Source organism: Bradyrhizobium sp. USDA 4541, assembly GCF_024171085.1.
Taxonomy (GTDB): domain Bacteria; phylum Pseudomonadota; class Alphaproteobacteria; order Rhizobiales; family Xanthobacteraceae; genus Bradyrhizobium; species Bradyrhizobium australafricanum.
The window spans coordinates 9,124,885-9,147,768 of the sequence record NZ_JALJZF010000001.1 but is presented as its reverse complement, the minus strand read 5'-3'; the positions used below and the strand labels follow the sequence as shown (position 1 = coordinate 9,147,768).

Annotated in this window: 22 protein-coding genes; 15 read left to right on the top strand and 7 right to left on the bottom strand. The window is 64.8% G+C overall.

Annotation, left to right across the window (positions count from 1 at the left end; genetic code table 11):
• Positions 1-19: 19 nt before the first annotated feature.
• On the bottom strand, positions 20-904 hold the full coding sequence (locus tag J2R80_RS43170; protein ID WP_229193054.1) for an amidohydrolase family protein: 885 nt from the start codon (positions 902-904) through the stop codon (positions 20-22).
• 465 nt (positions 905-1,369) lie between these two features.
• Between J2R80_RS43170 and ykgO the strand changes: the two genes are divergently transcribed.
• Both ykgO and J2R80_RS43160 read left to right on the top strand, forming a co-directional pair.
• The gene (gene ykgO / locus J2R80_RS43165) at positions 1,370-1,495 is read left to right on the top strand and encodes a type B 50S ribosomal protein L36 (protein WP_002718645.1); all 126 of its coding nucleotides are present in this window, start codon (positions 1,370-1,372) and stop codon (positions 1,493-1,495) included.
• A 123-nt stretch (positions 1,496-1,618) separates the two neighbouring features.
• Complete coding sequence (locus J2R80_RS43160; RefSeq protein ID WP_253588104.1) at positions 1,619-2,287, top strand: tetratricopeptide repeat protein; 669 nt, start codon at positions 1,619-1,621, stop codon at positions 2,285-2,287.
• A gap of 97 nt (positions 2,288-2,384) precedes the next feature.
• Here J2R80_RS43160 and J2R80_RS43155 read toward each other — a convergent pair whose 3' ends face one another.
• Positions 2,385-2,561, bottom strand: a complete 177-nt coding sequence (locus tag J2R80_RS43155; RefSeq protein ID WP_018269760.1) for a hypothetical protein — start codon at positions 2,559-2,561, stop codon at positions 2,385-2,387.
• Positions 2,562-2,920: 359 nt separating this feature from the next.
• Between J2R80_RS43155 and J2R80_RS43150 the strand changes: the two genes are divergently transcribed.
• Both J2R80_RS43150 and poxB read left to right on the top strand, forming a co-directional pair.
• Complete coding sequence (locus tag J2R80_RS43150; protein WP_057018107.1) at positions 2,921-3,883, top strand: alpha/beta fold hydrolase; 963 nt, start codon at positions 2,921-2,923, stop codon at positions 3,881-3,883.
• A gap of 111 nt (positions 3,884-3,994) precedes the next feature.
• On the top strand, positions 3,995-5,731 hold the full coding sequence (gene poxB, locus J2R80_RS43145) for a ubiquinone-dependent pyruvate dehydrogenase (RefSeq protein ID WP_057018106.1): 1,737 nt from the start codon (positions 3,995-3,997) through the stop codon (positions 5,729-5,731).
• A gap of 90 nt (positions 5,732-5,821) precedes the next feature.
• On the opposite strand, the gene cycA is transcribed toward poxB, so the two are convergent.
• The gene (gene cycA / locus J2R80_RS43140; protein WP_018269764.1) at positions 5,822-6,214 is read right to left on the bottom strand and encodes a cytochrome c-550 CycA; all 393 of its coding nucleotides are present in this window, start codon (positions 6,212-6,214) and stop codon (positions 5,822-5,824) included.
• A 235-nt stretch (positions 6,215-6,449) separates the two neighbouring features.
• Between cycA and J2R80_RS43135 the strand changes: the two genes are divergently transcribed.
• Entirely contained in the window at positions 6,450-7,943 is a 1,494-nt protein-coding gene (locus J2R80_RS43135) for an FAD-linked oxidase C-terminal domain-containing protein (protein WP_057018105.1), read from the top strand.
• 285 nt (positions 7,944-8,228) lie between these two features.
• Here J2R80_RS43135 and J2R80_RS43130 read toward each other — a convergent pair whose 3' ends face one another.
• Positions 8,229-8,642, bottom strand: a complete 414-nt coding sequence (locus J2R80_RS43130; protein ID WP_229193424.1) for a hypothetical protein — start codon at positions 8,640-8,642, stop codon at positions 8,229-8,231.
• A 320-nt stretch (positions 8,643-8,962) separates the two neighbouring features.
• On the opposite strand from J2R80_RS43130, the gene J2R80_RS43125 reads away from it, so the two are divergent.
• The gene (locus J2R80_RS43125) at positions 8,963-10,108 is read left to right on the top strand and encodes an acyltransferase (RefSeq protein ID WP_233475491.1); all 1,146 of its coding nucleotides are present in this window, start codon (positions 8,963-8,965) and stop codon (positions 10,106-10,108) included.
• Positions 10,109-10,251: 143 nt separating this feature from the next.
• Here the strand turns inward: J2R80_RS43125 and J2R80_RS43120 are convergent, their stop codons facing one another.
• On the bottom strand, positions 10,252-10,734 hold the full coding sequence (locus tag J2R80_RS43120; protein ID WP_225162242.1) for a putative quinol monooxygenase: 483 nt from the start codon (positions 10,732-10,734) through the stop codon (positions 10,252-10,254).
• A gap of 196 nt (positions 10,735-10,930) precedes the next feature.
• On the opposite strand from J2R80_RS43120, the gene J2R80_RS43115 reads away from it, so the two are divergent.
• The 5 genes from J2R80_RS43115 to J2R80_RS43095 all read left to right on the top strand — a co-directional run bounded on the left by J2R80_RS43115 (position 10,931) and on the right by J2R80_RS43095 (position 16,323).
• A complete protein-coding gene (locus J2R80_RS43115; protein WP_253588103.1) occupies positions 10,931-11,620 on the top strand; it encodes a helix-turn-helix transcriptional regulator in 690 nt (229 codons plus the stop codon).
• A 32-nt stretch (positions 11,621-11,652) separates the two neighbouring features.
• Complete coding sequence (locus tag J2R80_RS43110; protein WP_253590512.1) at positions 11,653-12,891, top strand: FAD-binding protein; 1,239 nt, start codon at positions 11,653-11,655, stop codon at positions 12,889-12,891.
• Positions 12,888-14,204: a glycolate oxidase subunit GlcF gene (gene glcF / locus J2R80_RS43105; protein WP_253640921.1), complete on the top strand. Its 1,317-nt coding sequence runs from the start codon at positions 12,888-12,890 to the stop codon at positions 14,202-14,204. Before J2R80_RS43110 ends, glcF begins: the two co-directional genes overlap by 4 nt.
• A 214-nt stretch (positions 14,205-14,418) precedes the next feature.
• Positions 14,419-14,829, top strand: coding sequence for a histone (locus tag J2R80_RS43100; protein WP_076827546.1), 411 nt, complete (start codon positions 14,419-14,421; stop codon positions 14,827-14,829).
• A gap of 498 nt (positions 14,830-15,327) precedes the next feature.
• Positions 15,328-16,323, top strand: coding sequence for a TorF family putative porin (locus J2R80_RS43095; RefSeq protein ID WP_057018099.1), 996 nt, complete (start codon positions 15,328-15,330; stop codon positions 16,321-16,323).
• 172 nt (positions 16,324-16,495) lie between these two features.
• Here J2R80_RS43095 and J2R80_RS43090 read toward each other — a convergent pair whose 3' ends face one another.
• Complete coding sequence (locus tag J2R80_RS43090) at positions 16,496-18,241, bottom strand: ABC transporter ATP-binding protein/permease (protein WP_057018098.1); 1,746 nt, start codon at positions 18,239-18,241, stop codon at positions 16,496-16,498.
• 310 nt (positions 18,242-18,551) lie between these two features.
• On the opposite strand from J2R80_RS43090, the gene J2R80_RS43085 reads away from it, so the two are divergent.
• Both J2R80_RS43085 and J2R80_RS43080 read left to right on the top strand, forming a co-directional pair.
• Complete coding sequence (locus tag J2R80_RS43085) at positions 18,552-20,222, top strand: L-lactate permease (RefSeq protein ID WP_038380167.1); 1,671 nt, start codon at positions 18,552-18,554, stop codon at positions 20,220-20,222.
• Between the two features lie 156 nt (positions 20,223-20,378).
• Positions 20,379-20,795, top strand: a complete 417-nt coding sequence (locus tag J2R80_RS43080; RefSeq protein ID WP_076827544.1) for an META domain-containing protein — start codon at positions 20,379-20,381, stop codon at positions 20,793-20,795.
• Positions 20,796-20,855: 60 nt separating this feature from the next.
• Here the strand turns inward: J2R80_RS43080 and J2R80_RS43075 are convergent, their stop codons facing one another.
• Complete coding sequence (locus J2R80_RS43075; RefSeq protein WP_076827542.1) at positions 20,856-21,530, bottom strand: hypothetical protein; 675 nt, start codon at positions 21,528-21,530, stop codon at positions 20,856-20,858.
• Positions 21,531-21,736: 206 nt separating this feature from the next.
• On the opposite strand from J2R80_RS43075, the gene J2R80_RS43070 reads away from it, so the two are divergent.
• Together J2R80_RS43070 and J2R80_RS43065 are read left to right on the top strand one after the other, a co-directional pair.
• Entirely contained in the window at positions 21,737-22,312 is a 576-nt protein-coding gene (locus J2R80_RS43070) for a bifunctional transcriptional activator/DNA repair enzyme AdaA (protein ID WP_076827540.1), read from the top strand.
• Positions 22,313-22,331: 19 nt separating this feature from the next.
• On the top strand, positions 22,332-22,799 hold the full coding sequence (locus J2R80_RS43065; RefSeq protein WP_076827538.1) for a PaaI family thioesterase: 468 nt from the start codon (positions 22,332-22,334) through the stop codon (positions 22,797-22,799).
• Positions 22,800-22,884: the final 85 nt, after the last annotated feature.

The following is a 22,884-nucleotide window of genomic DNA, read 5'->3' as shown; positions in this document are numbered from 1 at the left end:
TGCCGCCGACAATACTCCCTTAGATTCCCAAAATCTTCCGCGCGTTGGCCTTCAGGACCTTCGGCCGGATCTCCTCGCGGATGTCGAGCTTGGCGAAGTCGGCGAGCCAGCGGTCCGGCGTGATCACCGGCCAGTCGGAGCCGAACAGCATCTTGTCCTGCAGGATCGAGTTGATGTAGCGGACCAGGACCGGCGGGAAGTATTTCGGCGACCAGCCGGACAGGTCGATATAGACGTTCGGCTTGTGGGTCGCGACCGACAGCGCCTCTTCCTGCCAGGGGAAGGAGGGATGCGCGAGGATGATCTTGAGGTCGGGGAAATCGGCCGCGACGTCGTCCATGTACATCGGGTTGGAATATTTCAGCCGCATCCCCATGCCGCCCGGCATGCCGGAGCCGACGCCGGTCTGGCCGGTGTGGAACAGCGCGATCGCGCCGCCGTCATTGATGGCTTCATAGAGCGGATAGGCCATGCGGTCGTTGGCGTAGAAGCCCTGCATGGTCGGGTGGAATTTGAAGCCGCGGACGCCGTATTCCTCGATCAGCTTGCGGGCCTCGCGGACGCCGAGCTTGCCCTTGTGCGGGTCGATCGAGACGAACGGGATCAGCACGTCGAGATGGTCGGAGGCGACCTCGAGCATTTCGTAATTGTTGTAGCGGCGGAAGCCGGTCTCGCGCTCGGCGTCGACCGGGAAGATCACCGCGGCGATGTTCTTGGCGCGGTAGTAGGCCGCGGTCTCCGGCACGGTCGGCGGATGTTTGTGCGGCGACTTGAAGTAGTCGGCCATCTGCGCCTGGAAGTCGTCATAGCCGTCGTCGCCATGCATGCCGCACGGCTCCTCGGCATGGGTGTGGATGTCGATCGCGGTGACCTTTTCGATGTCGGGCAGTTTGAGTTTGGGCATTCGGTTTCCCCGGCGGCGTGTTCATTGGTGATGGAAAATAATTATATAATATAACGATTTTCGCAAGCGCTGTGGCGTTGAAGGCTTATGGCCCCGCGCCGAGCTCGGCCCGGCGCGAGGTCCGGTTCGGCCGGGGGCGGGAGCGAGGAGGACGAAAACTCGATTCGGCGGCTGTGGCGCCATCGTCAAAAGGCGACGGCGGGTCCGTCATTGGTCCGGATAATTGGTGGTCGTCGCCGTTTCCGAAGCGATCTCAATGGCGTGGCGCGGTGCCTGGCGCGGGTTCCCGGCCGGGACAGGCCCGAAAATCGGCCCATCTCGGTTGACATTTAACGGTCCGATGGCTTAGAACCCGGCCGTCCCGGGCGGCAGGCCGCTTGTCGGGATAAATCCCATTTTGCCAATTATTGGCATTGATCAGGTACGGCCTCCAACACGGGCCTTTCGAAGTAACAGGATTGTCCCATGAAGGTCCGTAACTCGCTCAAGTCGCTGCGCGGCCGCCATCGCAACAACCGTCTGGTTCGCCGCAAGGGCCGCGTCTATGTGATCAACAAGGTCCAGCGCCGCTTCAAGGCGCGCCAGGGTTGATACGCCAAATCTGATCGACAAGGCTGATCCCGCCCGGATCGCCGGCCGATTCCGATCCTTCCTTCACAGGTCTTTGACGCCGCGCTGCTTTGCAGCGCGGCGTTGTGCGTCTAGACTTCGGCGATGGGATTAAAGCTCGGATTGAAGTTCCTGGGGCCCACCAACCGCCGGCTGGCGATCCTGATTGCCGCGCTTCTGGCCATGCCCGTTGCGGCCGTCGCGCAGGACGATCCGCGGGTGGTCCCGCCGCCCAGGGCCCAGAAAAAACTACCTGAAGCTCCGACCAAGCTGCCGAAGGTGCCGGCCGACCGGGCCCGCGGGCTGGATTTCCTGTTCGGCGCGCTGAAGGCCGCGCCCGACGAGGACAGTGCCCGCCATGTCGAGGCGCGGATCTGGGCGCTGTGGCTGCAAACCCCGAGCGATACCGCGGCGCTGTTGATGGTGCGTGCCAAGGCGGCAATCGACGCCCAGAATGTCGATGTCGCGCTGAAGCTGCTGGACGCGGTGATCAAGCTCCGGCCCGACTATGTCGAGGCCTGGAACCGGCGTGCGACGATCTACTACTTGAAGAACGATTACGTTCGTTCGCTTGGAGACCTGCAGCAGGTGCTGACCCGCGAACCCCGCCATTTCGGCGCGCTGGCGGGCGTCGGCATGATCATGCAGGACATGGGCGACGACAAGCGTGCGCTCGACGCCTTCCGCAAGGCGCTGGCTGTCGATCCCTACCTCGAGAAGGTGCCGCAGATCGTCAAGCAGCTGACCGAAAAGGTCGAAGGCCGCGATATCTGATTGCGTGCGATTGATCGCGATCGTGGGGCGTTGGCCGCGAATGGGCACGTTGCTCGCGAGCTTGATGCTTGCTCGCGGTCCGGTCCGGCGCAGGAGGCTAGTGCAAGAACTTGCCGCGGGACGCGGTATCCTGGGCTACGGCAGCATAGAATTGCTGAAGCTCCGCCTCCAAGTGCTCATTCACCAGCAACAGTGCCTTCAGGGCGCCGCGCAGGTCGCCATTGCAGCTCGCCACGATCTGATCGATGGCCGCATCGCTAGGGTCGGAAATCATGGTACTCCTCCGATTACTTCCCGTTGAACTCGTCATGCGGACGCCGGTTCCTGTGGATACCGTGTACAAACCAGGAAGCGTTCCAATGGCGTCCCGGTTTCGATGAAGCCTCGCGTCTGATGGCGAAATTGCCACCGCCAATCTATGAAATGACTAATGACGCAGGTATGAACCCGCTATCCACAGGCTGGGCGCATTGTGGACAACTCCGCGCCGGGGCGCGAGCCGGATAATCGACAATTGGCTTTCCGAACAAGAGCATGCCCTGGCAGGGGGCACATCCGCGCGAAACCTGATTTCGGCTTCGTCGTAATTGTCAGGTGCCCAATCAGGTGCCTAAGACCTTTCGGATCCCCTCGATGTTGACCGCAATCATTGCGCTGGCGGCCGCAGGGCTGGCCCTGGCGCTGGTGACACAGCTCGGCGCCCTGCTGATCCAGCGGGCCTTCCCGCCGCAGGGGCGAATGATCGATGTGGCCGGGGCGCGGCTGCATGTGGTCGAACTCGGCCCGCGCGATGCGGTCGGGCCGCCGGTCGTGATGCTGCATGGTGCAAGCTCCAATCTCCGCGCGATGCAGCCGCTCGGCGATCGCGTTGCCAAAGCGCGCCGGGTGATCCTGATCGATCGGCCGGGTCACGGCTGGAGCACCCGCGCGCGCGTCGCGGATTCGACGCCCGCGATCCAGGCCCGGATGATCGTGGAGGCGCTGACCAGGCTCGGCGTCGAGCGGGCGATCGTGGTGGCGCATTCCTGGGCCGGCGCACTCGCCTTGCGCATTGCGCTGGATCATCCGGACCGCGTCGCCGGCCTCGTGCTGCTCGCCCCTGTCGCCTATCCGTGGCGCGGCGGCGCCGGACGCTACAATGATGCGATCTCGACACCTTTGATCGGACCATTGCTTGCGCACACGATCACGCTGCCGCTCGGTTTCCTCGTCGCCAATTCGGCTACGCGCGGCGTGTTCGCGCCGCAGCCGGTGCCGGCTGATTTCGTCCGCGACAGCCAGTCGTTGCTCCTGCTGCGTCCGCGCGAGTTCATCGCCAATGCGCGCGACCTCGTCACGCTGAAGGCGGCCGTTGTCGAACAGGCCCCGCGCTATGCCGAGATCAGGGCGCCGCTGTCAATCATTTCGGGCGACGTCGACAAGACGGTCTCGACCGGCATCCACTCGCGGCCGCTCGCCGCATCGGCGCCGAACGCGAAGCTGACCGTGCTGCCGGACACAGGCCACATGGTGCAGTACGTCGTGCCCGATCTCGTGGCGTCCGAGATCGAGACGATGGCCGGCCTGATGGTGCGGGACGCGGTGACGGCGCAATAGCTGCCGCGCCTTTGCGCCGCGCGAATGTGATCCGGCAAGGCTTGCGCCGCCGCGTGGCGCCGAACATCATGCAGCCCACGCGGTTTCGGATTGCAGCAAAGGACACCTCTCATGCGGATCGACAACATTGCCGACCTCATCGCTGAAACCCTTGCCCAGGCCGGCGTCAAACGCATCTACGGTGTCGTCGGCGACAGCCTCAACGGCCTGACCGAGGCGTTGCGCAAGCGCGGCACGATCGATTGGCTGCATGTGCGTCACGAGGAGGTGGCCGCGTTCGCCGCCGCCGCCGAATCCCAGATCACGGGCGCGCTCGCGGTGTGCGCGGGCTCTTGCGGTCCGGGCAATCTGCATCTCATCAACGGCCTGTTCGACGCGCATCGCAGCCGCACGCCGGTGCTGGCGATCGCGGCGCAGATCCCGTCGGCCGAGATCGGCGGCGGATATTTCCAGGAGACGCATCCGCAGGACCTGTTTCGCGAATGCAGCCATTATTGCGAACTGGTGTCGGATCCGGCGCAACTGCCCTACATGCTGGAGAACGCGATCCGCGCCGCGGTCGGCAAGCGCGGCGTCGCCGTATTGGTGCTGCCGGGCGACGTCGCGATGCGGACGGCGCCGAAGCGCGACATCGCGCCGAATGCCGGCTTGCTGCCGCCGGCGCCGGTGGTGCGTCCGGCCGACACCGAGTTGAACGCGCTGGCGGCACTGCTCAACGGCGCGCGACGTGTCACGCTGTTCTGCGGCCGCGGCTGCGCCGGCGCGCATGACGGCTTGATCAAGCTTGCCGAGACGCTGAAGAGCCCGATCGTGCACGCGCTCGGCGGCAAGGAATATGTCGAATACGACAACCCCTACGACGTCGGCATGACCGGCTTCATCGGCTTTTCCTCCGGCTATGCCGCCATGCACGGCTGCGACGTGCTGCTGATGCTGGGCACCGATTTTCCCTACAAGCAGTTCTTCCCGACCGGCATCAACATCGCGCAGGTCGATATCCGCCCCGAAAATCTCGGCCGCCGCTGCAAGCTCGATCTCGGCATCGTCGGCGAGGTCGGCGAGACCATCGCCGCGCTGCTGCCGAAGCTCCATGTGAAGACCGACCGCAAGCATCTCGATGCCAGCCTCGCGCATTACAAGGACGCCCGCGCCGGGCTCGACGATCTCGCCCGCGGCAAGCCGGGCCAGAAGCCGATCCATCCGCAATATCTGGCGCGCCTGCTCAGCGAGCAGGCGAGCGAGGATGCGGTGTTCACCGCCGACGTCGGCACGCCGACGATCTGGGCCGCGCGTTATCTGAAAATGAACGGCCGCCGCCGTCTGGTGGGCTCCTGGGTCCATGGCTCGATGGCCAATGCGATGGCGCATGCGATCGGCGCGCAGGCGGCGCAGCCCGGACGGCAGGTGGTGTCGATGTCCGGCGATGGCGGCTTCGCCATGCTGATGGGCGATTTGATCACGCTGACCCAGGCCAAGCTGCCGGTGAAGGTCGTGATCTTCAACAACAGCGTGCTCGGCTTCGTCGCGCTGGAGATGAAGGCCGCCGGCTTCATCGAGACCGGGGTCGATCTGAAGAATCCGGATTTTGCGGCGATGGCCCGCGCCATGGGCATTCACGGCGTCAGGGTGGAGGATCCCGGCGAGCTCGAGGGCGCGATCCGCGACGTGCTCGCGCATGACGGCCCGGCGGTGCTCGACGTCGTGACCGCGACGCAGGAGCTGTCGATGCCGCCGACCATTACGCTGGAGCAGGTGAAGGGATTCAGCCTGTGGGTGCTGCGCGCGGTGATGAGCGGCCGCGGCGACGAGGTGGTCGATCTCGCCAAGACCAATCTGTTGCCGCGCTGAAAGGGGATAGCGTTTCGAAGAAAGGCCATCCCCGTTCTAACGTCCGCCCCGGCATAGGCGCCGGGCGGGCGGCGCGACCGATACCGCCGATTACTTCTGCTTGCCGTCCTTGTCGAACGAGGAGACGTAGGCCCAGAGGTTGTTGGCCTCGTTCTCGTTCTTGATGCCGGCGAATGCCATCTTGGTGCCGGGGATCTTGGCCTTCGGGTCCTTGATGTATTCGAGGAAGGTTTCCTTGTTCCAGGTGATGCCGGAATTCTTGTTGGCATCGGAATAATTGTAGTCGGGCGCGGAGCCGGAATGGCGGCCGTCGAGGCCGTTGAGCTCGGGGCCGACCTTGTTCTTGGCGCCTTCGCCGATTGCGTGGCAGGCGAGGCATTTATTGAACGAGGTCTTGCCGGCGGCGGCATCCTGCGCCAGCGCGGAGGATGCGGAAGCCAGCGATGTGACGACCGCCAGCGCGCTCAAGGTCTTTAGGTTCATGGGGTTCTCTTCGTTTCGTCCCGGGAGGTAGTGATCGTTTGTGGCATGTCCGGCTTGGACAGGACAAGCCACGAAACTTTGACAGGTTTCGCGGCCGCCCGCTTGTCCGAGAGAGAACTCGCCATTGCGGGGTGGGGCAATCCGACCTTCGGCCGGTGCACTGAAACAGGTGCAGACGTGATTGATTTGTCGTAACAAATCGGCGAAGGGCAAAAGCCCAGCCGAGGGAACAACGATGTCCATCATGATGCCGGCGGCCGACCAGGCCGTCCTCGCTCGCCGCGCCGAAATCGTGGCCGCCTTGCGCGCAATCGTCCCGGGCGAGGGCGTGATCGACAGCGCCGCCGAGATGCTGGCCTATGAATCCGACGGCCTGACCGCCTATCGGCAGCCGCCGATGGTCGTGGTGCTGCCCGATACCACCGAGCAGGTGTCGAAGGTGCTCAAATATTGCCAGGGCCAGGGCATCAAGGTGGTGCCGCGCGGCTCCGGCACCTCGCTGTCCGGCGGCGCGCTGCCGCTTGCCGATGGCGTGCTGCTCGGGCTCGGCAAGTTCAAGCGGATTCGCGAGATCGACTTCGACAACCGCGTCGTGGTCACCGAGCCCGGCGTCACCAACCTCGCGATCAGCCAGGCGGTCGCGCATGCCGGCTTTTATTACGCGCCCGATCCGTCGTCGCAGATCGCCTGCTCGATCGGCGGCAATGTCGCGGAAAATTCCGGCGGCGTGCACTGCCTGAAATACGGCATGACCACCAACAACGTGCTCGGCTGCGAGATCGTGCTGATGAGTGGCGAGATCCTGCGCATCGGCGGCAAGTCGGCCGAGAATGCCGGCTATGATTTGATGGGAATTATCACCGGCTCGGAAGGGTTGCTCGGCGTCATCACCGAGATCACCGTGCGCATCCTGCAGAAGCCGGAGACGGCGCGTGCGCTGATGGTCGGCTTCGCCGAGGTCGAGGCGGCCGGCGAATGCGTCGCGCGGATCATCGGCGCCGGCATCATCCCGGGCGGCATGGAGATGATGGACAAGCCCGCGATCCACGCCGCGGAGGCATTCGTTCACGCCGGCTATCCGCTGGACGTCGAGGCGCTGTTGATCATCGAGCTCGACGGCCCTCAGGTCGAGGTCGACGAGCTGATCGAGCGGGTCGAGGCGATCGCGCAAGGCTGCGGCTCGACCTCCTGCCAGATCTCGACCTCGGAGGCCGAGCGCAATCTGTTCTGGGCCGGCCGCAAGGCGGCGTTCCCCGCGGTCGGGCGCATCTCGCCGGACTACCTCTGCATGGACGGCACCATCCCGCGCGGCGCCTTGCCGAAGGCCCTGGCGCGGATCCGCGACCTCTCGGAGAAATACGGCCTCGGCGTCGCCAATGTGTTCCACGCCGGCGACGGCAATCTGCACCCCTTGATCCTCTACGATGCCAACAAGCCGGGCGAGATCGAGAAGGCGGAGGCGTTCGGCGCCGACATCCTGCGCTGCTGCGTCGAGCTCGGCGGCGTGCTCACCGGCGAGCACGGCGTCGGCATCGAGAAGCGCGACCTGATGCCGGACATGTTCACCGAGATCGACCTCAACCAGCAGCAGCGGCTGAAATGCGCCTTCGATGCCGAGGGTCTGCTCAACCCCGGCAAGGTGTTTCCGACCCTGCACCGCTGCGCCGAGCTCGGCCGTGTCCATGTCCACGCCGGCAAGCTGGCCTTCCCGGATATCCCGCGGTTCTAGTGTCCCGAATCCGAAGTTCGCATCATTTGCCGCACCTTCGGAGCGAACTTCGGATTCGATAAGGACACTAGCAAACTTCTGATTCTAGTGTGCTTTATGAATGCGAAGTTCGTGAAAGTGGCTGCCGCGAAATCGCACGAACTTCGCCTTCAGCACACTAGAGCATGATCCGGAAAAGTGCGAAGCGGTTTTCCCTCGCGACAAACGCGGAACGCGTTTGCGCGGAGATCATGGTCAAACAAAGAGCTAAAGCGCGATGACGATTCAACCCAATCTCATCGCGCTTTAGTACCGTCTGAGTAGCCCCGACGCCGCGCCGCTATCGCCATAGGCGGCGCAGGCCCCTTCCGGGTCTGTGATCAACGCCGCCCGGACTCGCTTGAAAGTCTTGCCGGCCGCTTCGGACACCTCGGGGCGGAATTTGCGCGGATCGTAGTCATTGCCGTCGTGAGCCTTGATCGCCGCGTCGAACGCATTGATCATGGCCATCGCGGCGTCGGGGCTGCCGAGAAGTCTGGCGCCCGTCTGAACGCCGCCGGCACCATTGGCCTCATAGCCGGTGCATCGTTGTTCGAGCACCGCGGCTGCGGTCGCGAGCTGGTCGAGGAACGTCGCCTCGGCGTCCGTGAGCATGGCAGCACCCGCCTGTCCCGGCGCGATGATCGCGAGCAGCGCGATGGCTGTCAGTTTGATGTGCATCGTGGTGGTTTCTCCCGGCGGAGCCGCGATCAAATCAATGGTTGCCGAATGACGATAACAAGTCTGCTTCCAGGGCATCAGGAGCCACGTCAGCTATTGGCCCCGAGGCCAACATGCGTGAGCGTGCGCCCAGAGCCACCAACGCGCGAGGGCCGGTCGATACAATTCGACAGATCGCCCTAGCCGGCCGATAACCTTAACCGATCCTTGCGCGGTGGCCGGCGCCCGTGCGTCGCTGCAATTACAGCGCGGACCCATTTACACGGCCTTAGACTGTTGCTCGGTATTTTCCGCAGATGCACGTCTTCGGGAGCACATCGATGCCCAGCCTGGCCGATCAGCTGGCGCTTTCGCGCAATCGGCCCGCGGGTTTCGACTACATGCGGATCGCGCTGGCGGCGTCGATCATTGGCCTGCACAGCACGAACGTGACGCTCGGGCTCGGCCGCGCGCTGGAAATCCAGAGCACGCTGCGCATCGGCGTCGCAATGATCCTTGCGCTGTTCTTTGCGTTGAGCGGCTTCCTGGTGACCGCAAGCCTGCTCCGGTGCAAGAGCCTGATTTCCTTCCTCGGCCTGCGCGTGCTGCGGATCGGACCGGCGCTCGCGGTCGAAACCACGCTATCGGCAATCATCATCGGTTCGGTCTTCACCGCGCTGCCGTTGGCGCAATATGTCGCCGATCCGAAATTCCACGCCTATTTTCTCAATATCGTCGGCGACATCCATTACGAGCTGCCGGGCGTATTCCTGCACAATCCGCTGCCCGATCTGGTGAACGCCCAGCTCTGGACCGTGCCGTACGAGCTGTGGTGCTACGTCATCCTGGCGCTGCTCGCCGTGCTCACGATTTGCTTCAACCGGGTGGCGTTCCTCGGGTTCATGGTGATCGCCCAGATCGGGCTCATCGTCTACGACATCTGGCGCTGGGACGAGGTGCCGATCCAGCTTCGCCCGCACCTTCTGGTGTTCTGCTTCCTTGCCGGCGTCGGCTTCTACCTCTGGCGCGATAAGGTGCCGTTCAACCGCACGCTGTGCCTGCTGGCGCTGGTGCTGTGCGCCGCCGGCATGGCGACCGGGCGCGGTGACGCGCTGGCTCCCGTGCCGGCCGCCTATGTCGCATGCTATCTCGGCCTGATGAATCCGCGGCGGAGCTGGATCGTGTCGTCAGGCGATTACTCCTACGGGCTTTATCTCTACGGTTTCGTCATCCAGCAATGCGTCGCCACCTTCGGCCCGCCGGTCCAGCACTGGTATCTGAACCTCCTGATCAGCCTGCCGCTCGCCTTCGGAGTCGCCGTCGTGTCCTGGCATCTCGTCGAGAAACGCGCGCTTCGGCTCCGAACCCAGGTCGAGAGCCTCGAGGCGGCGGTGCTGTCGCGGATCTCGATCGTCGGCTTCTGGCGCAGGCCGCCCGAGCGGGCCGGCTTGCGCGCAACGCTCGGCAACAGCGGCGCGTCGATCTGACCCGCGCCGGCGGGAAGGACGAGCTTCGGTTCTGATTGAATCAGAACCGAAGCTCTCGCTTCTTGTTTTGACGCGTTTTCTTCACGCGAACCGGGTCCACTTCGCTCGAAAACGCTCTAGCATCCTCCCCGCCGCGCTTTTCTTCACAGCAGCGCGTATTGCGACCGCTCGCGCTTGGCGAGCAGCGGCAGCGCCTGCTCCGCGATGTAGGTCTTGAAAGCCGCGCTGTCCTGGTGTGCCTTGAACGCGGCTTCGTCCTGGAACAATTCGTAGAACAGGAATTGCGCCGGATTATCCTTGCCGCGGCCGATCAGGAACAGCTTGGTGCCGGGGTCCTTCTGCGCCTCGGGCAGGAAGCCGTCGAGGATTTCCGCGACCTTATCGGCCTGTCCCTCCTTGGCTTCCCATTGCGCCACAACCAGAAGGCCTGACGTGTTGATCGCGTCGCTGATGGTTCTCGTGCTCATCGCATAGTGCTTCATTGGCATTCCTCCGTTGCTGTGCTCCGATCGAGCTTGCGATCCGGCCCAGGGCGAGACGCCGGCGATCGCCATGATCGCGAACGAGCCGATGGCCGATCGTCGGGTGAGGATCATCGTCGTGGTCGAAACTTCCGAACGTTTCATGTTCGCCTCCAGATGATTCGCGCCAAGCGTCCTGCCGGCCGAACCGCAACGCGAGAGATAGTCGATCGTTCGGCGTCCCAGTTCGGTGATGGTCGAATTGTCGATGTCGTGAACATTTCGATCATGATCGAAGCGTTGCAGCGGCATGACGTGCGACAAGCGCAAGAGGCATATTTCGATCGATGCGGAGCCGGCCATGCAGACCATCGCACCGGAGCTTGCCGAACTCGCCGGGCTGATCGCCGATCCCGGCCGTGCCAGCATCCTGTCGCGGCTGATGGACGGACGCCCGCAGACTGCGAGCGAACTGGCGCTGGTCGCGGGCGTGACGCCCCAGACCGCGAGCTGGCACCTTTCGCGCATGGTCGAGCGGGCGCTGCTCAAGGTCGAGCGGCGTGGTCCGCGCCGCTTCTACCGGCTGGCTACGCCGCTGGTTGCGCAGATGCTCGAGGGCATGATGACGGTTGCCGCGATCGATCCGCAGCCGTCCCGGCCGCCGCCGCGCATCGATCCCGAGATGCACCGGGCTCGGACCTGCTACGACCACCTTGCCGGCGAGCTCGGCGTCGCCGTCACCGACGCGATGCGGGATCGCGGCCATCTCAATCTCGACCATGAGGCCGGCGAGCTGACTGCTTGCGGCCGTGCTTTTCTCGGCGATCTCGGCATCGACCTGCGTTCGCCGGCGCGGAGCCGGCGGATCTTGTGCCGGCCCTGTCTCGACTGGAGCGAGCGGCGTCCGCATCTGGCCGGGCGGGCGGGGGCTGCGGTTGCCGACCTTGCATTGCAACGGGACTGGATCCGGCGCCGGCCGCAGGGCCGCTCCGTCGAAATCACCGACGCCGGACTCCTCGCATTCAGAAATTTGTTCGGCGCGCGCATTTGATTTCGGAGCCGAATTTGGCTACCGGCTATGGCGTGGATACGCTCAAGGTCAGAGACGCAAAAGACGTCGAGGAAGTGGTGCGCGCGGCGGTCGCCAGCGAGCAGCCGCTTGAGGTCATTGGACATGGATCGAAGCGCGCCATCGGCCATCCGATGGCGACCAATGCGCTGCTCGACGTCTCGGCGCTGAATGCGGTCACCTCCTATGAGCCGAACGAGCTGATCATCACCGTGCAGGCCGGCGCGCCGCTCGCCGACGTGCAATCCCTGATCGACGCCAAGAACCAGCAATTCGCCTTCGAGCCGATGGACATTTCGGTGCTGCTCTGCACCGCGGGCGCCGGCACGATCGGAGGCATGATCGGCGCCGGACTGGCTGGTCCCCGCCGCATCAAGGCCGGCGGTATCAGGGATCATCTGCTTGGGGCGCACGCGGTGTCCGGGTTCGGTGACAGCTTCAAGACCGGCGGGCGGGTGGTGAAGAACGTCACCGGCTACGATCTCTGCAAGCTGCTGACCGGCTCCTGGGGCACGCTCGCGGTCATGACCGAGGTCACGCTTAAGGTCATGCCGAAGCCGGAAGCCGAGCGGACGCTGCTGCTGCGCGGGCTCGACGACATCACCGCCAACAAGGCGATGACGGCGGCGCTGGGTTCGCCCTTCGACGTCTCCGGCGCCGCGCATCTGCCGGGTTCGGCGTTGCGGACCGGGGGCGGCGCGCTGGCCGGCCTTGCAGCCTCAGGCCAGCCGGTCACGCTGGTGCGGCTCGAGGGGATTTCGGCGTCGGCGGCACATCGGGCGGCCTCGCTGAGCCAGACGCTCTCGTCCTATGGAACGGTCGACAGCCTCGCCGACGACGGGTCGGCCGCAATCTGGAGTGCGCTGCGCGACGTGGTGCCGTTCGCGGCGAACGGCGCGCTCGGGGCCTGGCCGGTGTGGCGTATCGTTTGCCCGCCGGCCTCTGGCGGCGCGCTGGGCCAGGCGTTGTCGCGCGCCACCGGCGGCGACGTGATCTACGACTGGGGCGGGGGGCTGATCTGGGCCGCGGTGCCGCCGGGCGCCGACGCCCAGGCCACGCTGGTCCGCGGCCAGGTCGAGGCGATTGGCGGACACGCCACCCTGATCCGCGCCACCGAGGATGTGCGCCGGGCGGTCGATGTGTTCCAGCCGCAGGCGGCCGGGCTTGCCGCGCTCGGTGAACGGGTCCGGGCGAGCTTCGATCCGAGGTCCGTCCTCAACCGCGGCCGGATGATGCGAGGCGGGGCTGCATGAAGACCGAGTTTTCCCTGGCGCAGCTTGCCGATCCCGACATCAAGGAAGCCGACAAGATCCTGCGCGCCTGCGTGCATTGCGGCTTCTGCACCGCGACCTGCCCGACCTATGTGCTGCTCGGCGACGAGCTCGATAGCCCGCGCGGCCGCATCTACCTGATCAAGGAGATGCTGGAGAAAGACAAGCCGCCGACGGCCGACGTGGTCAAGCATATCGACCGCTGCCTGTCGTGCCTCGCCTGCATGACCACCTGTCCGTCGGGCGTGAACTACATGCACCTCGTCGACCAGGCCCGGGTCCGGATCGAGCGGGATTACCAGAGACCGCTGACCGAGCGGCTGCTGCGGTGGGTACTCGCCCTCGTGCTGCCGCGGCCGGGCCTATTCCGGATCAGCATGATCCTGGCCGGGCTCGCCCGTCCGTTCGCCGCATTGCTGCCGACGCCATCGGTCGGTGCGTCGAGCCCGGGTCTGCTGCGGCGGATCAAGGCGATGCTGGCGCTCGCGCCGCGCGGCCTGCCGCAACCGGGGCCGGCTGCGGGAACCGTGTTTGCGCCGATCGGCCGGCGGCGCGGCCGGGTCGCGCTGCTGCAGGGCTGCGCCCAGCAGGTGCTGGCGCCACGCATCAATCAGGCCGCGATCAATGTCCTGACCAGGCACGGCGTCGAGGTGGTGCTGGTCAAGGACGAGCAATGCTGCGGCGCGTTGACCCATCACATGGGACAGGAAGGCGACGCGCTGGCGCGCGCGCGGGCCAACATCACGGTGTGGCAAAGGGAAGCGGACCAGAACGGGCTCGACGCCATCCTGGTGACGACCTCGGGCTGTGGGACAGTTGTCAAAGACTACGGCTACCTGCTGCGCGAGGACAAAACATTCGCGGAGCCGGCCAAGCGAATCTCGGCGCTGGCAAAGGATATCACCGAGTATCTCGCTGGCCTCGAGCTCGCGCCTTCAACACAGATAGGCGACGTCACCGTCGCCTATCACTCCGCTTGTTCGTTGCAGCATGGACAGAAAATCACTCAACTTCCGAAAGAATTGCTTTCCAAGAATGGATTCGTGGTGAAAGATGTGCCCGAGAGCCATTTGTGTTGCGGTTCGGCGGGGACCTACAACATTCTCCAGCCCGACATTGCGAGCAGATTGCGCGATCGCAAGGTCGCCAATATTGCGCTTGTCAAACCGGACATGATCGCTGCGGGCAATATTGGCTGCATGGTTCAGATTGCCGGCGGTACGTCAGTTCCTGTGGTGCACACGATTGAGCTTCTCGATTGGGCGACAGGAGGTCCCCGGCCAGGATTGAATTGATCGACTGCCACTCGAGCATGATCCGGACCTCAGCCTTGCCCTGACGCAACGTGAAGGACCGGCGCTTCCTTGCCACAGACGCGAAGCGATCGCGCGGCCATCATGCCCGACAAGCGAAGTGGAGGGTGCCTCTCTTCGAGGTGCAGCCAACGTCCGGCAAGCGATCACTTCAATACGCCCGGTGGACTCAGATAGCGGCAACAGGAGGACCACGATGGCGAAGTCGAAGAAGGCGAAGAAAAGCAAGAAGGCCAAAAAGGCCAAGAAGGTGGTAGCGGCGAAGAAGAGGTCCGCGAAGAAGTCGGCCAAGAAGGCTGCGAAGAAATCCGCCAAGAAGGCTGCAAAGAAATCGGCGAAGAAGTCGGCCAAGAAAGCTGCAAAGAAAACGGCAAAGAAAGCCGCCAAGAAGGCTGCGCCGAAGAAGGCTGCGAAGAAAGCCGCTGCCAAGAAGAGCGCGCCGAAGAAGGCCGCTGCTCCGAAGAAGGCTGCCGCGCCGAAGCCGGCCGCTCCGGTCGCAGCACCTCCGGCGCCCGAGCCGCAGCCGGCGCCGAGCTGGGCCACACCGAGCCACGAACCGGCGCCGGGCTGGATTGCCGGGTCGGCCGACGGGGGCGAGCACCACTAGAGCGTTTTCGAGCGAAGTGGGCACCGGTTCGCGTGAAGAAAACGCGTCAAAACAAGAATCTAGAGCTTCGGTTCTGATTCAATCAGAACCAAAAATGCTCTAGGCCGCTGCCACATTGCCGAGGTTCAACTGATCGAAGCCGCAGCGCGCCACGCTGCGGCTTCTTCCGTAGGTGCGACGACAATCCGTGCTTTTACGGGCACGGCGATTCGCGCCGATGCTCTCCCGCCGAGCCGGCTGTTGCCGTTTCCCGGTCCGGATGGACACGTTCAACCGGTGCGAGAGCAGCGGTATTGTGGTGCAAATGCAACACCCGCAAGTCAACATGCGGCAAGATGGCTAGAACGCCTAAAAAGGCGGCACATGCATGTCTTTTTGGCTTCACGGTACCGTGCATGAGCCTCAGATTGGCCACACGCGATTTAGTTGCAGTCCGTTATCGCGCGCCCTGGGGCGCCACCGGAGCTGGGCTGTCTGAACAGGTAGATGGGGATCGTCATGAAGAAACTGGCTTTGTTAGCAACGGCGCTAGCAATGATTTCGAGCTCGGCAATGGCAGCTGACATGGCGGTGAAGGCCGTCAAGGCGCCGCCGCCGGCTCCCTTCGATCCTTGGGACATCGCCTTTGGCGCCGGCATCATGAGCGACTACATCTTCCGCGGCGTCACCCAGTCCAACCACAATCCGTCGGTCACCGCCTATTTCGAGCCGCGCTACAACGTCAGCAAGGACCTGCAGCTCTACGTCGGTACGTCGACCGAAAGCATCTCCTTCGCCAACCGCGCCGCGGCTGAAGTCGACGTCTACGGCGGTATCCGCCCGACCTTCGGCGCCTTCGCCTTCGACATCGGTGTCTGGGGTTACCTGTATCCGGGCGGGACCTGCTACTACGGCGGCGGTGCGGTGGCCGACTTCGCCGGCAATCCGCTGAGCGCCGACTGCCAGGCCAACACCCTCACCAACCTCGCCGTCATGAAGAAGGACGTCTCGTTCTTCGAAGTCTATGGCAAGGCGACCTGGACCATCAACGACAACTGGGCGTTCACCATCAACGAATACTACTCGCCGAACTTCCTCAACACCGGCGCCTGGGGCAACTACTCCTCGATCATCGGCAAGTACACTGCGCCGAGCACCGTGTTCGGCAGCAGCGGCGTCGGCATGTACGTGTCGGGTGAGTTCGGCCGGCAGTGGCTCGGCACCTCCGACAGCTTCTACGGCGTCCCGGCGTTTCCGAACGGCATCAAGTATGCCGACTACAACACCTGGAACATCGGCATCGGCTTCACCTACAAGGTGTTCACGCTCGATCTGCGCTACTCCGACACCGACATGTCGAAGGGTGATTGCAGCGCCTTCACCAGCGACTTCACCGCGGGCGGAACCACTGCCGTCACCCCGATCAATCCGGGTGGCACGAGCTCCAACTGGTGCGGCGCGGCCGGCATCGCCAAGCTCTCGGTCGACCTGACCGCGATGTCCAACCTGAAGTAATCTCTCCTCCGGGGATCGAGGGGCGGCAGAGCAATCTGCCGCCCTTTTGTTTTTGGCCGGCCAGGTCTGATCGGCACAAGGCGGACAATAGCTAAAGGCGCTCGCGAGACCTGTGGGCTGCCCCCGCCGGGGTCAGCGGCAAGCCGTGGCCGCGGCTGACCCCTAATGCCGTTTACGACGCGGCGACCTTGACCGCGTCGCGCAGGATGAAGCGGTCGCCGTCGCGGACCAGCGTGACATTGCGCTGATGGAAGGTGTCGAGCGTCGAGCGGTGGCCGATCGAAACCACCGTGGTGCCGGGCAACCTTTCGGCAATCAGCCTGTACAGCGCAGCTTCCGCCGGCTCGTCGAGCGAGGCCGTCGCCTCGTCCAGGAACAGGAATTGCGGCGCATGCAGCAGCGCCCGTGCGATGCCGAGCCGCTGCTGCTCGCCGAGCGACAGCATCCGGTTCCAGTGCGCCTGTTCCTCGAGCCGCGACGCAAGCTGCGGCAGCCCGACGGCGGTGAGAACCTCGCGGACCCGTCCCGCATCGAATTGCCTGGCCTCGCCCGGATAGACGACGGCGTCATGCAGCGAGCCGATCGGCAGATAGGGACGTTGCGGCAGCATCATCAGGCTGGCATTGGCCGGGATCTCGACCGCGCCGTCGCCGAACGGCCAGATGCCGGCGATCGCGCGGAATAGCGTCGACTTGCCGGCGCCGGAGGGGCCGGTCATCAGCGTGCGCTCGCCCTTGCGGAAGCCGAACCGGTCCGCGTTCAGCAGCGGCGTGCCGTCCGGCAGCCGCAGCACTAGGTTTTCTAGGCTGACGGCGCCGTCGCCCGGCGTCGCCGTGACATGAATTCGGTCGTCGCGCTTGGCGAGGTTTGATGCCGCCGCGATCCCTGCCTCGAATCCATCGAGCCGGTTCACCACGGCCTGCCATTCGGCCAGTTGACGATAGATGCTGACGAAGTACGAGAACGCGCCCTGGACGTTCGAAAACGCCGATGCGGTCTGCATCATGCCGCCGAGCTGGATCTTTTGCGCAAAGTAGGCCGGCGCCACCAGCACATAAGGGAAGATCACCGAGGCCTGATTATAGCTCGCCGTGAACGCGGTGATCTTCTTGGTCCGGTTCATGAGGGCGATCCAGTTCTCCACCACGCGTCCGAAGCGAACGCGCAGGCGCTCGCGCTCGGCCGGTTCGCCCTGCAGCAGCGCGATCTGCTCGGAGTTTTCCCGCACGCGCACCAGGTTGAAGCGGAAATCGGCTTCATATTGCTGCTGCTTGAAATCGATGCCGACCAGCGGCCAGCCGATCAGATGGGTCAGCACGGTGCCGAGCACCGAGTAGATCAGCGCGCACCAGACAAGGTAGCCGGGAATTGAATATTCCGTGCCGAACAGGTGCAGCGGCGCCTCATTGGAAAGGCCCCACAGCAGGGTGAGAAAGGACGCCAGCGTGACGACCGAGCTCAACAGGCCGAGGCCGAGCGTGAGCGTGCGATCGACGAACAGCTTGACGTCGTCGGTCATGCGCTGGTCGGGGTTGTCGGCAGCGTCGCCCTGGAGCTGCATCCTGTAGTGATTGGCCTGATGCAGCCAGTCCCCAAGATAGTGTGTGGTCATCCATTGCCGCCAGCGGATCTGCAGCCATTGATTGAGGTAGAGCTGGTAGACCGCCAGCAGGATGAAGAACGCGACGACGACGCAGAAATAGATGATCTCGCTGACGAAGGAATCCCAATTGCGTTCCTGCAGCGCGTTGTAGAAGCGGTTGTTCCACTGCGTGATCAGAACGTTGATGCCCACGATCGCCAGTTCGATCGCGATGACCGCCGCAAGCAGCCCCCGGCCGGCCCATTTGTCCTCGGAGTTGAAATAAGGCGAGGCGATGCGCCACACCGTCGCGAGCGTCGAGCGAATGTTGTTCACAGATTATCGTCTCCGGGGAAGGGGCCGCAAAGGCCTGAAGAATCGGGACAATCGGGGTAGTCCTCGACTAAAGTCGTAGTTCTGGCATGCAAGCGTTGGCTTGTCCCGGCAATCGAGTCAATCCTAGCATGAGGACAACGGCGAGGGGCGGGGGACCTTCGATTTTTCGCGAGGATGTGAGCGATCCTTACCGATCGTTCATTCGCGAGCCGGGGCTGCAGATTTTCCGACGGACTCCCGCAATCGCACCAGTCGCGCCTGCCCACATGCAGGCCGGCGCGCTGCATAATAATGTGGGAAGGATCCCGAGATGAACACCTGGAATCAAATCTACAACCCGCTGGGCAATGCGGCGCTGTCGACGGTCGCGGCCGCCATTCCCGTGGTCACGCTGCTGGTGCTGATCGCCAGCGGCAAGGTGAAGGCGCACATTGCGGCCATCATCGCCGTGATCGTGACCAACCTGATCACGATCTTCGTCTTCACCATGCCGGCCAACATGTCGATCCGCGCCACCCTGCTCGGCGTGATCACCGGGTTCTTCCCGATCGGCTGGATCGTGCTCAACGTCATCTTCCTCTACCAGGTCACGGTGAGGTGCGGGAAGTTCGAGCTGCTCAAGCGCGCGGTCGGCGGCGTCACCGAGGACCGGCGGTTGCAGCTGCTGTTGATCGCGTTCTCGTTCGGCGCCTTCTTCGAGGGCGCCTCCGGGTTCGGCACGCCGGTCGCGATCACCGGCGCGGTGCTGATCGGGCTCGGCTTCTCGCCGCTCGCTGCGTCCGGCCTGTCGCTGATCGCCAACACGGCACCCGTTGCCTACGGTGCGCTCGGCACGCCGATCCAGGGCCTCGCCTCGGTCACCGGGCTCGACCCCTACATCCTCGGCGCGATGGTCGGCCGGCAGCTGCCGCTGTTCTCGCTGATCGTGCCGTTCTGGGTGGTGTGGGCGTTTGCCGGCTGGCGCGGCATGAAGGAGGTATGGCCAGCGATCCTGGTCACCGGCGTGTCGTTTGCGGTCCCGCAATTCGTGATCTCGAACTACATCAATCCCTGGATTGTCGACATCGGCGCCTCGCTGATTTCGATGGGCGCCCTGATCTTGTTCCTGAAGGTCTGGCAGCCGCGGCAGCTCTGGCTGTCGCCGGCGCTGCGCGGCCGCGATGAATCGGCGGCGACGATGGCCGCCGCACCTCCGCTCGACAAGACGCCGCTGACCCAGGGCGAAATGTGGAGCGCGCTGCTGCCGTGGATCATCGTCTGCATCCTGATGCTGATCTGGGGCAACGGTGCCTTCAAGGCCTGGGCGAACGCCAACTTCGTCTGGAACTATCCGGTCCCCGAGCTCGACAAGCTGATCTTCAAGGTGCCGCCGGTGGCCGCCAAGCCGACGCCGGAAGGCGCCGTGTTCGGCTTCACCTACCTGTCGTTCACCGGCACCGGCATGCTGATCGCCGCGATCATCTCGGGTCTGTTGATGGGCTTCTCGCCGCTCAAGCTGATCGCCGAGTATGGCCGCACCATCCGCATCTGCGCGATCTCGCTGATCACGATCTCGGCGATGCTGGCGATCGGCACGCTGACCCGGCTGTCCGGCGTCGACGCCACGCTCGGCCTCGCCTTCGCGGCGACCGGCGTGCTCTATCCCTTCTTCGGCACCTTGCTCGGCTGGCTGGGCGTGGCGCTGACCGGATCGGATACCGCGTCGAACGTGCTGTTCGGCAATCTGCAGAAGATCACCTCCGAGCAGCTCGGCCTGTCGCCGATCCTGATGGCGGCGGCGAACTCCTCGGGCGGCGTGATGGGCAAGATGATCGACGCGCAATCGATCGTGGTCGCCTCGACCGCGACCAACTGGTACGGCCACGAGGGCTCGATCCTGCGCTACGTGTTCCTGCACTCGATCGTGCTGGCGTGTCTGGTCGGTCTGTTCGTGACCCTGCAGGCCTATGTCTATCCGTTCACGATGCTGGTGCTGAAATAGCGCCACGACGCATTTGGCGAACCAGGAATCCCCGCGAGCGGACAGCTCGCGGGGATTTGCTTTTCAAGCACATTTTCCGGCGTTGCCAATCTGGCCAATCGCGTTCTGCTCCCATAGAAGGGGCCCGCAGTTGCGCGTCGCATTTCGAGGATTGGCATGGTTTCGATGAGGCGAGGTTTGAACGGCGGCATCGCCGCGTTGGCGCTGGTTGCCGCGGCTCTCGGCGCGGGGCCGGCGCGGGCCGAGGAGGAGTTCCCGTTCGGCTTCGTGATGACGCTCGACGCCGCGCGCATGCCGGGCTCCAAGCGGATTCCCTCGATCGAGGTCGGCGACAATGGCGAGGTGATCCTCGAGCTGTGGTGCGACGGCGGCAAGGGCCAGTTCTCGGTGGCCGGCAATACCATCGTCTTCGTTCCCGGCGCGATGGAGAACCGCACCTGCACGCCGGAGCGGGCGCAGGCCGACAAGGATCTGCTGGCGGCGCTCGGCGACATGACGGGCTGGCGGCGGCACGGTGACGAGGTGACCTTCACCGGCAGCAAGTCGCTACGTTTCGTGATCAACAGCAACTAAAGCGTTATCGAGCGAAGCGGGCGGCAGTTCGCGTCAAGGAAACGCGTCAAGACAAAACGCTCAAGGCGTTGCGATCAGTCCGCTTGCGGTGGCGACGATCCAGCGGTTGCCCCAGCGCACGATGGAATCGACCCGTCCGAGGCCGGGCACGACATCGCCGCGCGCGGCCATCTTGACGCCCTCGGGCCCCTCGAGCACGGCGGTGCCGTCGCGGACTTCGACCACCGACCATCCGGGAATGGTGCTCGGCCGCGTCTCCGGCGCCGCCGCCGGCTGCTTCGGCCCCAATGCGGCGGCCTGTGCATTCAAGGTCGTCGGCGCGGCGCCCAAGGCGAGCGGGCGCGGGCTGGCCGGTGTGGTTTTGGGAATGCTGCCGGTGACGACGGGGTCGGCGTTGGACGCGGCCCGGCGCGGGCCCTCGTTCTTTCGGCTCGGCGCCACCTCCGCAATGTGCGGGGCCGGCGCTTCCTTCTGGGCCACCGGCACCGGGGCGGGAGCTGCAAGGTCGTGCCAGTTGGCTCCGCCGGTCCATCCCAGCACGAAGCTTGCGGCGAGTGCGGTCGCTGCCAAGAGCGCGGTGCCGATGCGGTCGGCAAACGGCTCCCGCAGCAGCAGGGCGGCGTCGTGGTTCTCGCCGGTGACATCCCAGAGGTCCGCCGTCTGTGCCGGCGAATGACCCTCCGTCACATCTGTCGGCCAGATGCTCGCAGCGTTGATCGGCTCGCGGTCTTGCATGGCGTGACCTGTGTTCGATGGCGCGAAGCATGATCCTCGAAACTAAATCGAGCCTTAATTTTCGGTGACCGAACTGCGGCGGCACGAAGTCTTTTGGTCGCAGGCCCCGTAGATGCCCGGGTATCTTCCGCATACAGCGGTCGTTTCCGGACGTCGTCTCCGCAAAGCGGGTCGTCGCGGCGCGCCGGCGGGGCTATAGCGGTCGCATGCTCGATTTCGCCGCACAATATGCAGCCTTTCAGCGCCGCGACCCGGCCTGGGACGGCGTCGTGTTCGTCGCGGTCAAGACCACCGGCGTGTATTGCCGCCCGGTCTGCCGGGCGCGCACGCCGCTCGCGCGCAATGTGCGGTTCTATGGCAGCGCGCCGTCAGCCGAGCGTGCTGGCTTCCGGCCCTGCCTGCGCTGCCGTCCCGAGGCGGCACCGTTCTGTCCGGCCTGGAAAGGCACCAGGACCACCGTCGAGCGCGCCTTGGCGCTGATCGAGGAGGGCGCGCTCGACCGCGGCAATGTCGAGGCGTTGGCAGGGCGGCTCGGCGTCGGCGCGCGGCATCTGTCGCGTCTGTTCGCCGAGCATCTCGACGCCTCGCCGCTCCAGGTCGCGCTGTCGCTGCGCGTGCAGCGCGCCAAGCGCCTGATCGACGGCAGCGCGCTGCCGCTTGCGTTGGTGGCGCAGCGCGCCGGCTTCTCCAGCGCGCGGCGCATGAATGCCGCATTCGCAAAACTCTACGGCCGCTCCGCCGCATCGCTGCGGCGCAAGCGGCCAACCGTCGCGATCCAATAAACCCCGATGGAGATCGGCAATGGCCAAGAGCTACGGTACCGTTAGCGCGGAACAGAAGCTTAAGATGAGCGGCCTCGCATTCGTGCAGGGCCTCGCCAGCGGCGCATTGCCGCTCAACACCATCGCGCGGACACTCGGTTATGACGTCGCCGAGGCCGAGCGCGGCCGCGTTGTCGTCACGCTGGTGCCGACCGACGCGCATCTCAATCCGGCGGGCACCGTGCATGGCGGCCTCACCGCGACGCTGCTCGACAGCTGCATGGGGCTTGCGGTGCAGTCGATGCTCGATGCCGGCACCAGCCAGACCACGCTGGAGTTCAAGATCTCGCTGGTGCGTCCGATCACGCCCGACACCGGTCCGATCAGGGCCGAGGGCCGGGTGCTCAATTGCGGCCGTCGCATCGGCACCGCCGAAGGCAGGGTCACCGACGGGAAGGGAAGATTGCTCGCGCACGGCACGACGACGTGCCTGATTTTTCCGCCTTGATGCTGAGTTGCTGTGGAGAGAATGCGCCGGCACCGCCTCGCGAGATGCCGTGCGGGCGCGGCTACATTGGAATCTGTCCAGCGAG

Excerpts from the sequence above, each read along its gene's own strand:
- J2R80_RS43115 (WP_253588103.1), top strand. The coding sequence starts at position 10,931 with ATGCAGACCATCGCACCGGAGCTTGCCGAACTCGCCGGGCTGATCGCC.
- cycA (WP_018269764.1), bottom strand. The coding sequence starts at position 6,214 with ATGAACCTAAAGACCTTGAGCGCGCTGGCGGTCGTCACATCGCTGGCT.
- J2R80_RS43100 (WP_076827546.1), top strand. The coding sequence starts at position 14,419 with ATGGCGAAGTCGAAGAAGGCGAAGAAAAGCAAGAAGGCCAAAAAGGCC.
- J2R80_RS43135 (WP_057018105.1), top strand. The coding sequence starts at position 6,450 with ATGTCCATCATGATGCCGGCGGCCGACCAGGCCGTCCTCGCTCGCCGC.
- J2R80_RS43160 (WP_253588104.1), top strand. The coding sequence starts at position 1,619 with ATGGGATTAAAGCTCGGATTGAAGTTCCTGGGGCCCACCAACCGCCGG.
- ykgO (WP_002718645.1), top strand. The coding sequence starts at position 1,370 with ATGAAGGTCCGTAACTCGCTCAAGTCGCTGCGCGGCCGCCATCGCAAC.
- glcF (WP_253640921.1), top strand. The coding sequence starts at position 12,888 with ATGAAGACCGAGTTTTCCCTGGCGCAGCTTGCCGATCCCGACATCAAG.
- J2R80_RS43085 (WP_038380167.1), top strand. The coding sequence starts at position 18,552 with ATGAACACCTGGAATCAAATCTACAACCCGCTGGGCAATGCGGCGCTG.
- J2R80_RS43170 (WP_229193054.1), bottom strand. The coding sequence starts at position 904 with ATGCCCAAACTCAAACTGCCCGACATCGAAAAGGTCACCGCGATCGAC.
- J2R80_RS43095 (WP_057018099.1), top strand. The coding sequence starts at position 15,328 with ATGAAGAAACTGGCTTTGTTAGCAACGGCGCTAGCAATGATTTCGAGC.
- J2R80_RS43065 (WP_076827538.1), top strand. The coding sequence starts at position 22,332 with ATGGCCAAGAGCTACGGTACCGTTAGCGCGGAACAGAAGCTTAAGATG.
- J2R80_RS43120 (WP_225162242.1), bottom strand. The coding sequence starts at position 10,734 with ATGAAACGTTCGGAAGTTTCGACCACGACGATGATCCTCACCCGACGA.
- J2R80_RS43130 (WP_229193424.1), bottom strand. The coding sequence starts at position 8,642 with ATGCACATCAAACTGACAGCCATCGCGCTGCTCGCGATCATCGCGCCG.
- poxB (WP_057018106.1), top strand. The coding sequence starts at position 3,995 with ATGCGGATCGACAACATTGCCGACCTCATCGCTGAAACCCTTGCCCAG.
- J2R80_RS43150 (WP_057018107.1), top strand. The coding sequence starts at position 2,921 with ATGTTGACCGCAATCATTGCGCTGGCGGCCGCAGGGCTGGCCCTGGCG.
- J2R80_RS43075 (WP_076827542.1), bottom strand. The coding sequence starts at position 21,530 with ATGCAAGACCGCGAGCCGATCAACGCTGCGAGCATCTGGCCGACAGAT.
- J2R80_RS43080 (WP_076827544.1), top strand. The coding sequence starts at position 20,379 with ATGGTTTCGATGAGGCGAGGTTTGAACGGCGGCATCGCCGCGTTGGCG.
- J2R80_RS43155 (WP_018269760.1), bottom strand. The coding sequence starts at position 2,561 with ATGATTTCCGACCCTAGCGATGCGGCCATCGATCAGATCGTGGCGAGC.
- J2R80_RS43125 (WP_233475491.1), top strand. The coding sequence starts at position 8,963 with ATGCCCAGCCTGGCCGATCAGCTGGCGCTTTCGCGCAATCGGCCCGCG.
- J2R80_RS43070 (WP_076827540.1), top strand. The coding sequence starts at position 21,737 with ATGCTCGATTTCGCCGCACAATATGCAGCCTTTCAGCGCCGCGACCCG.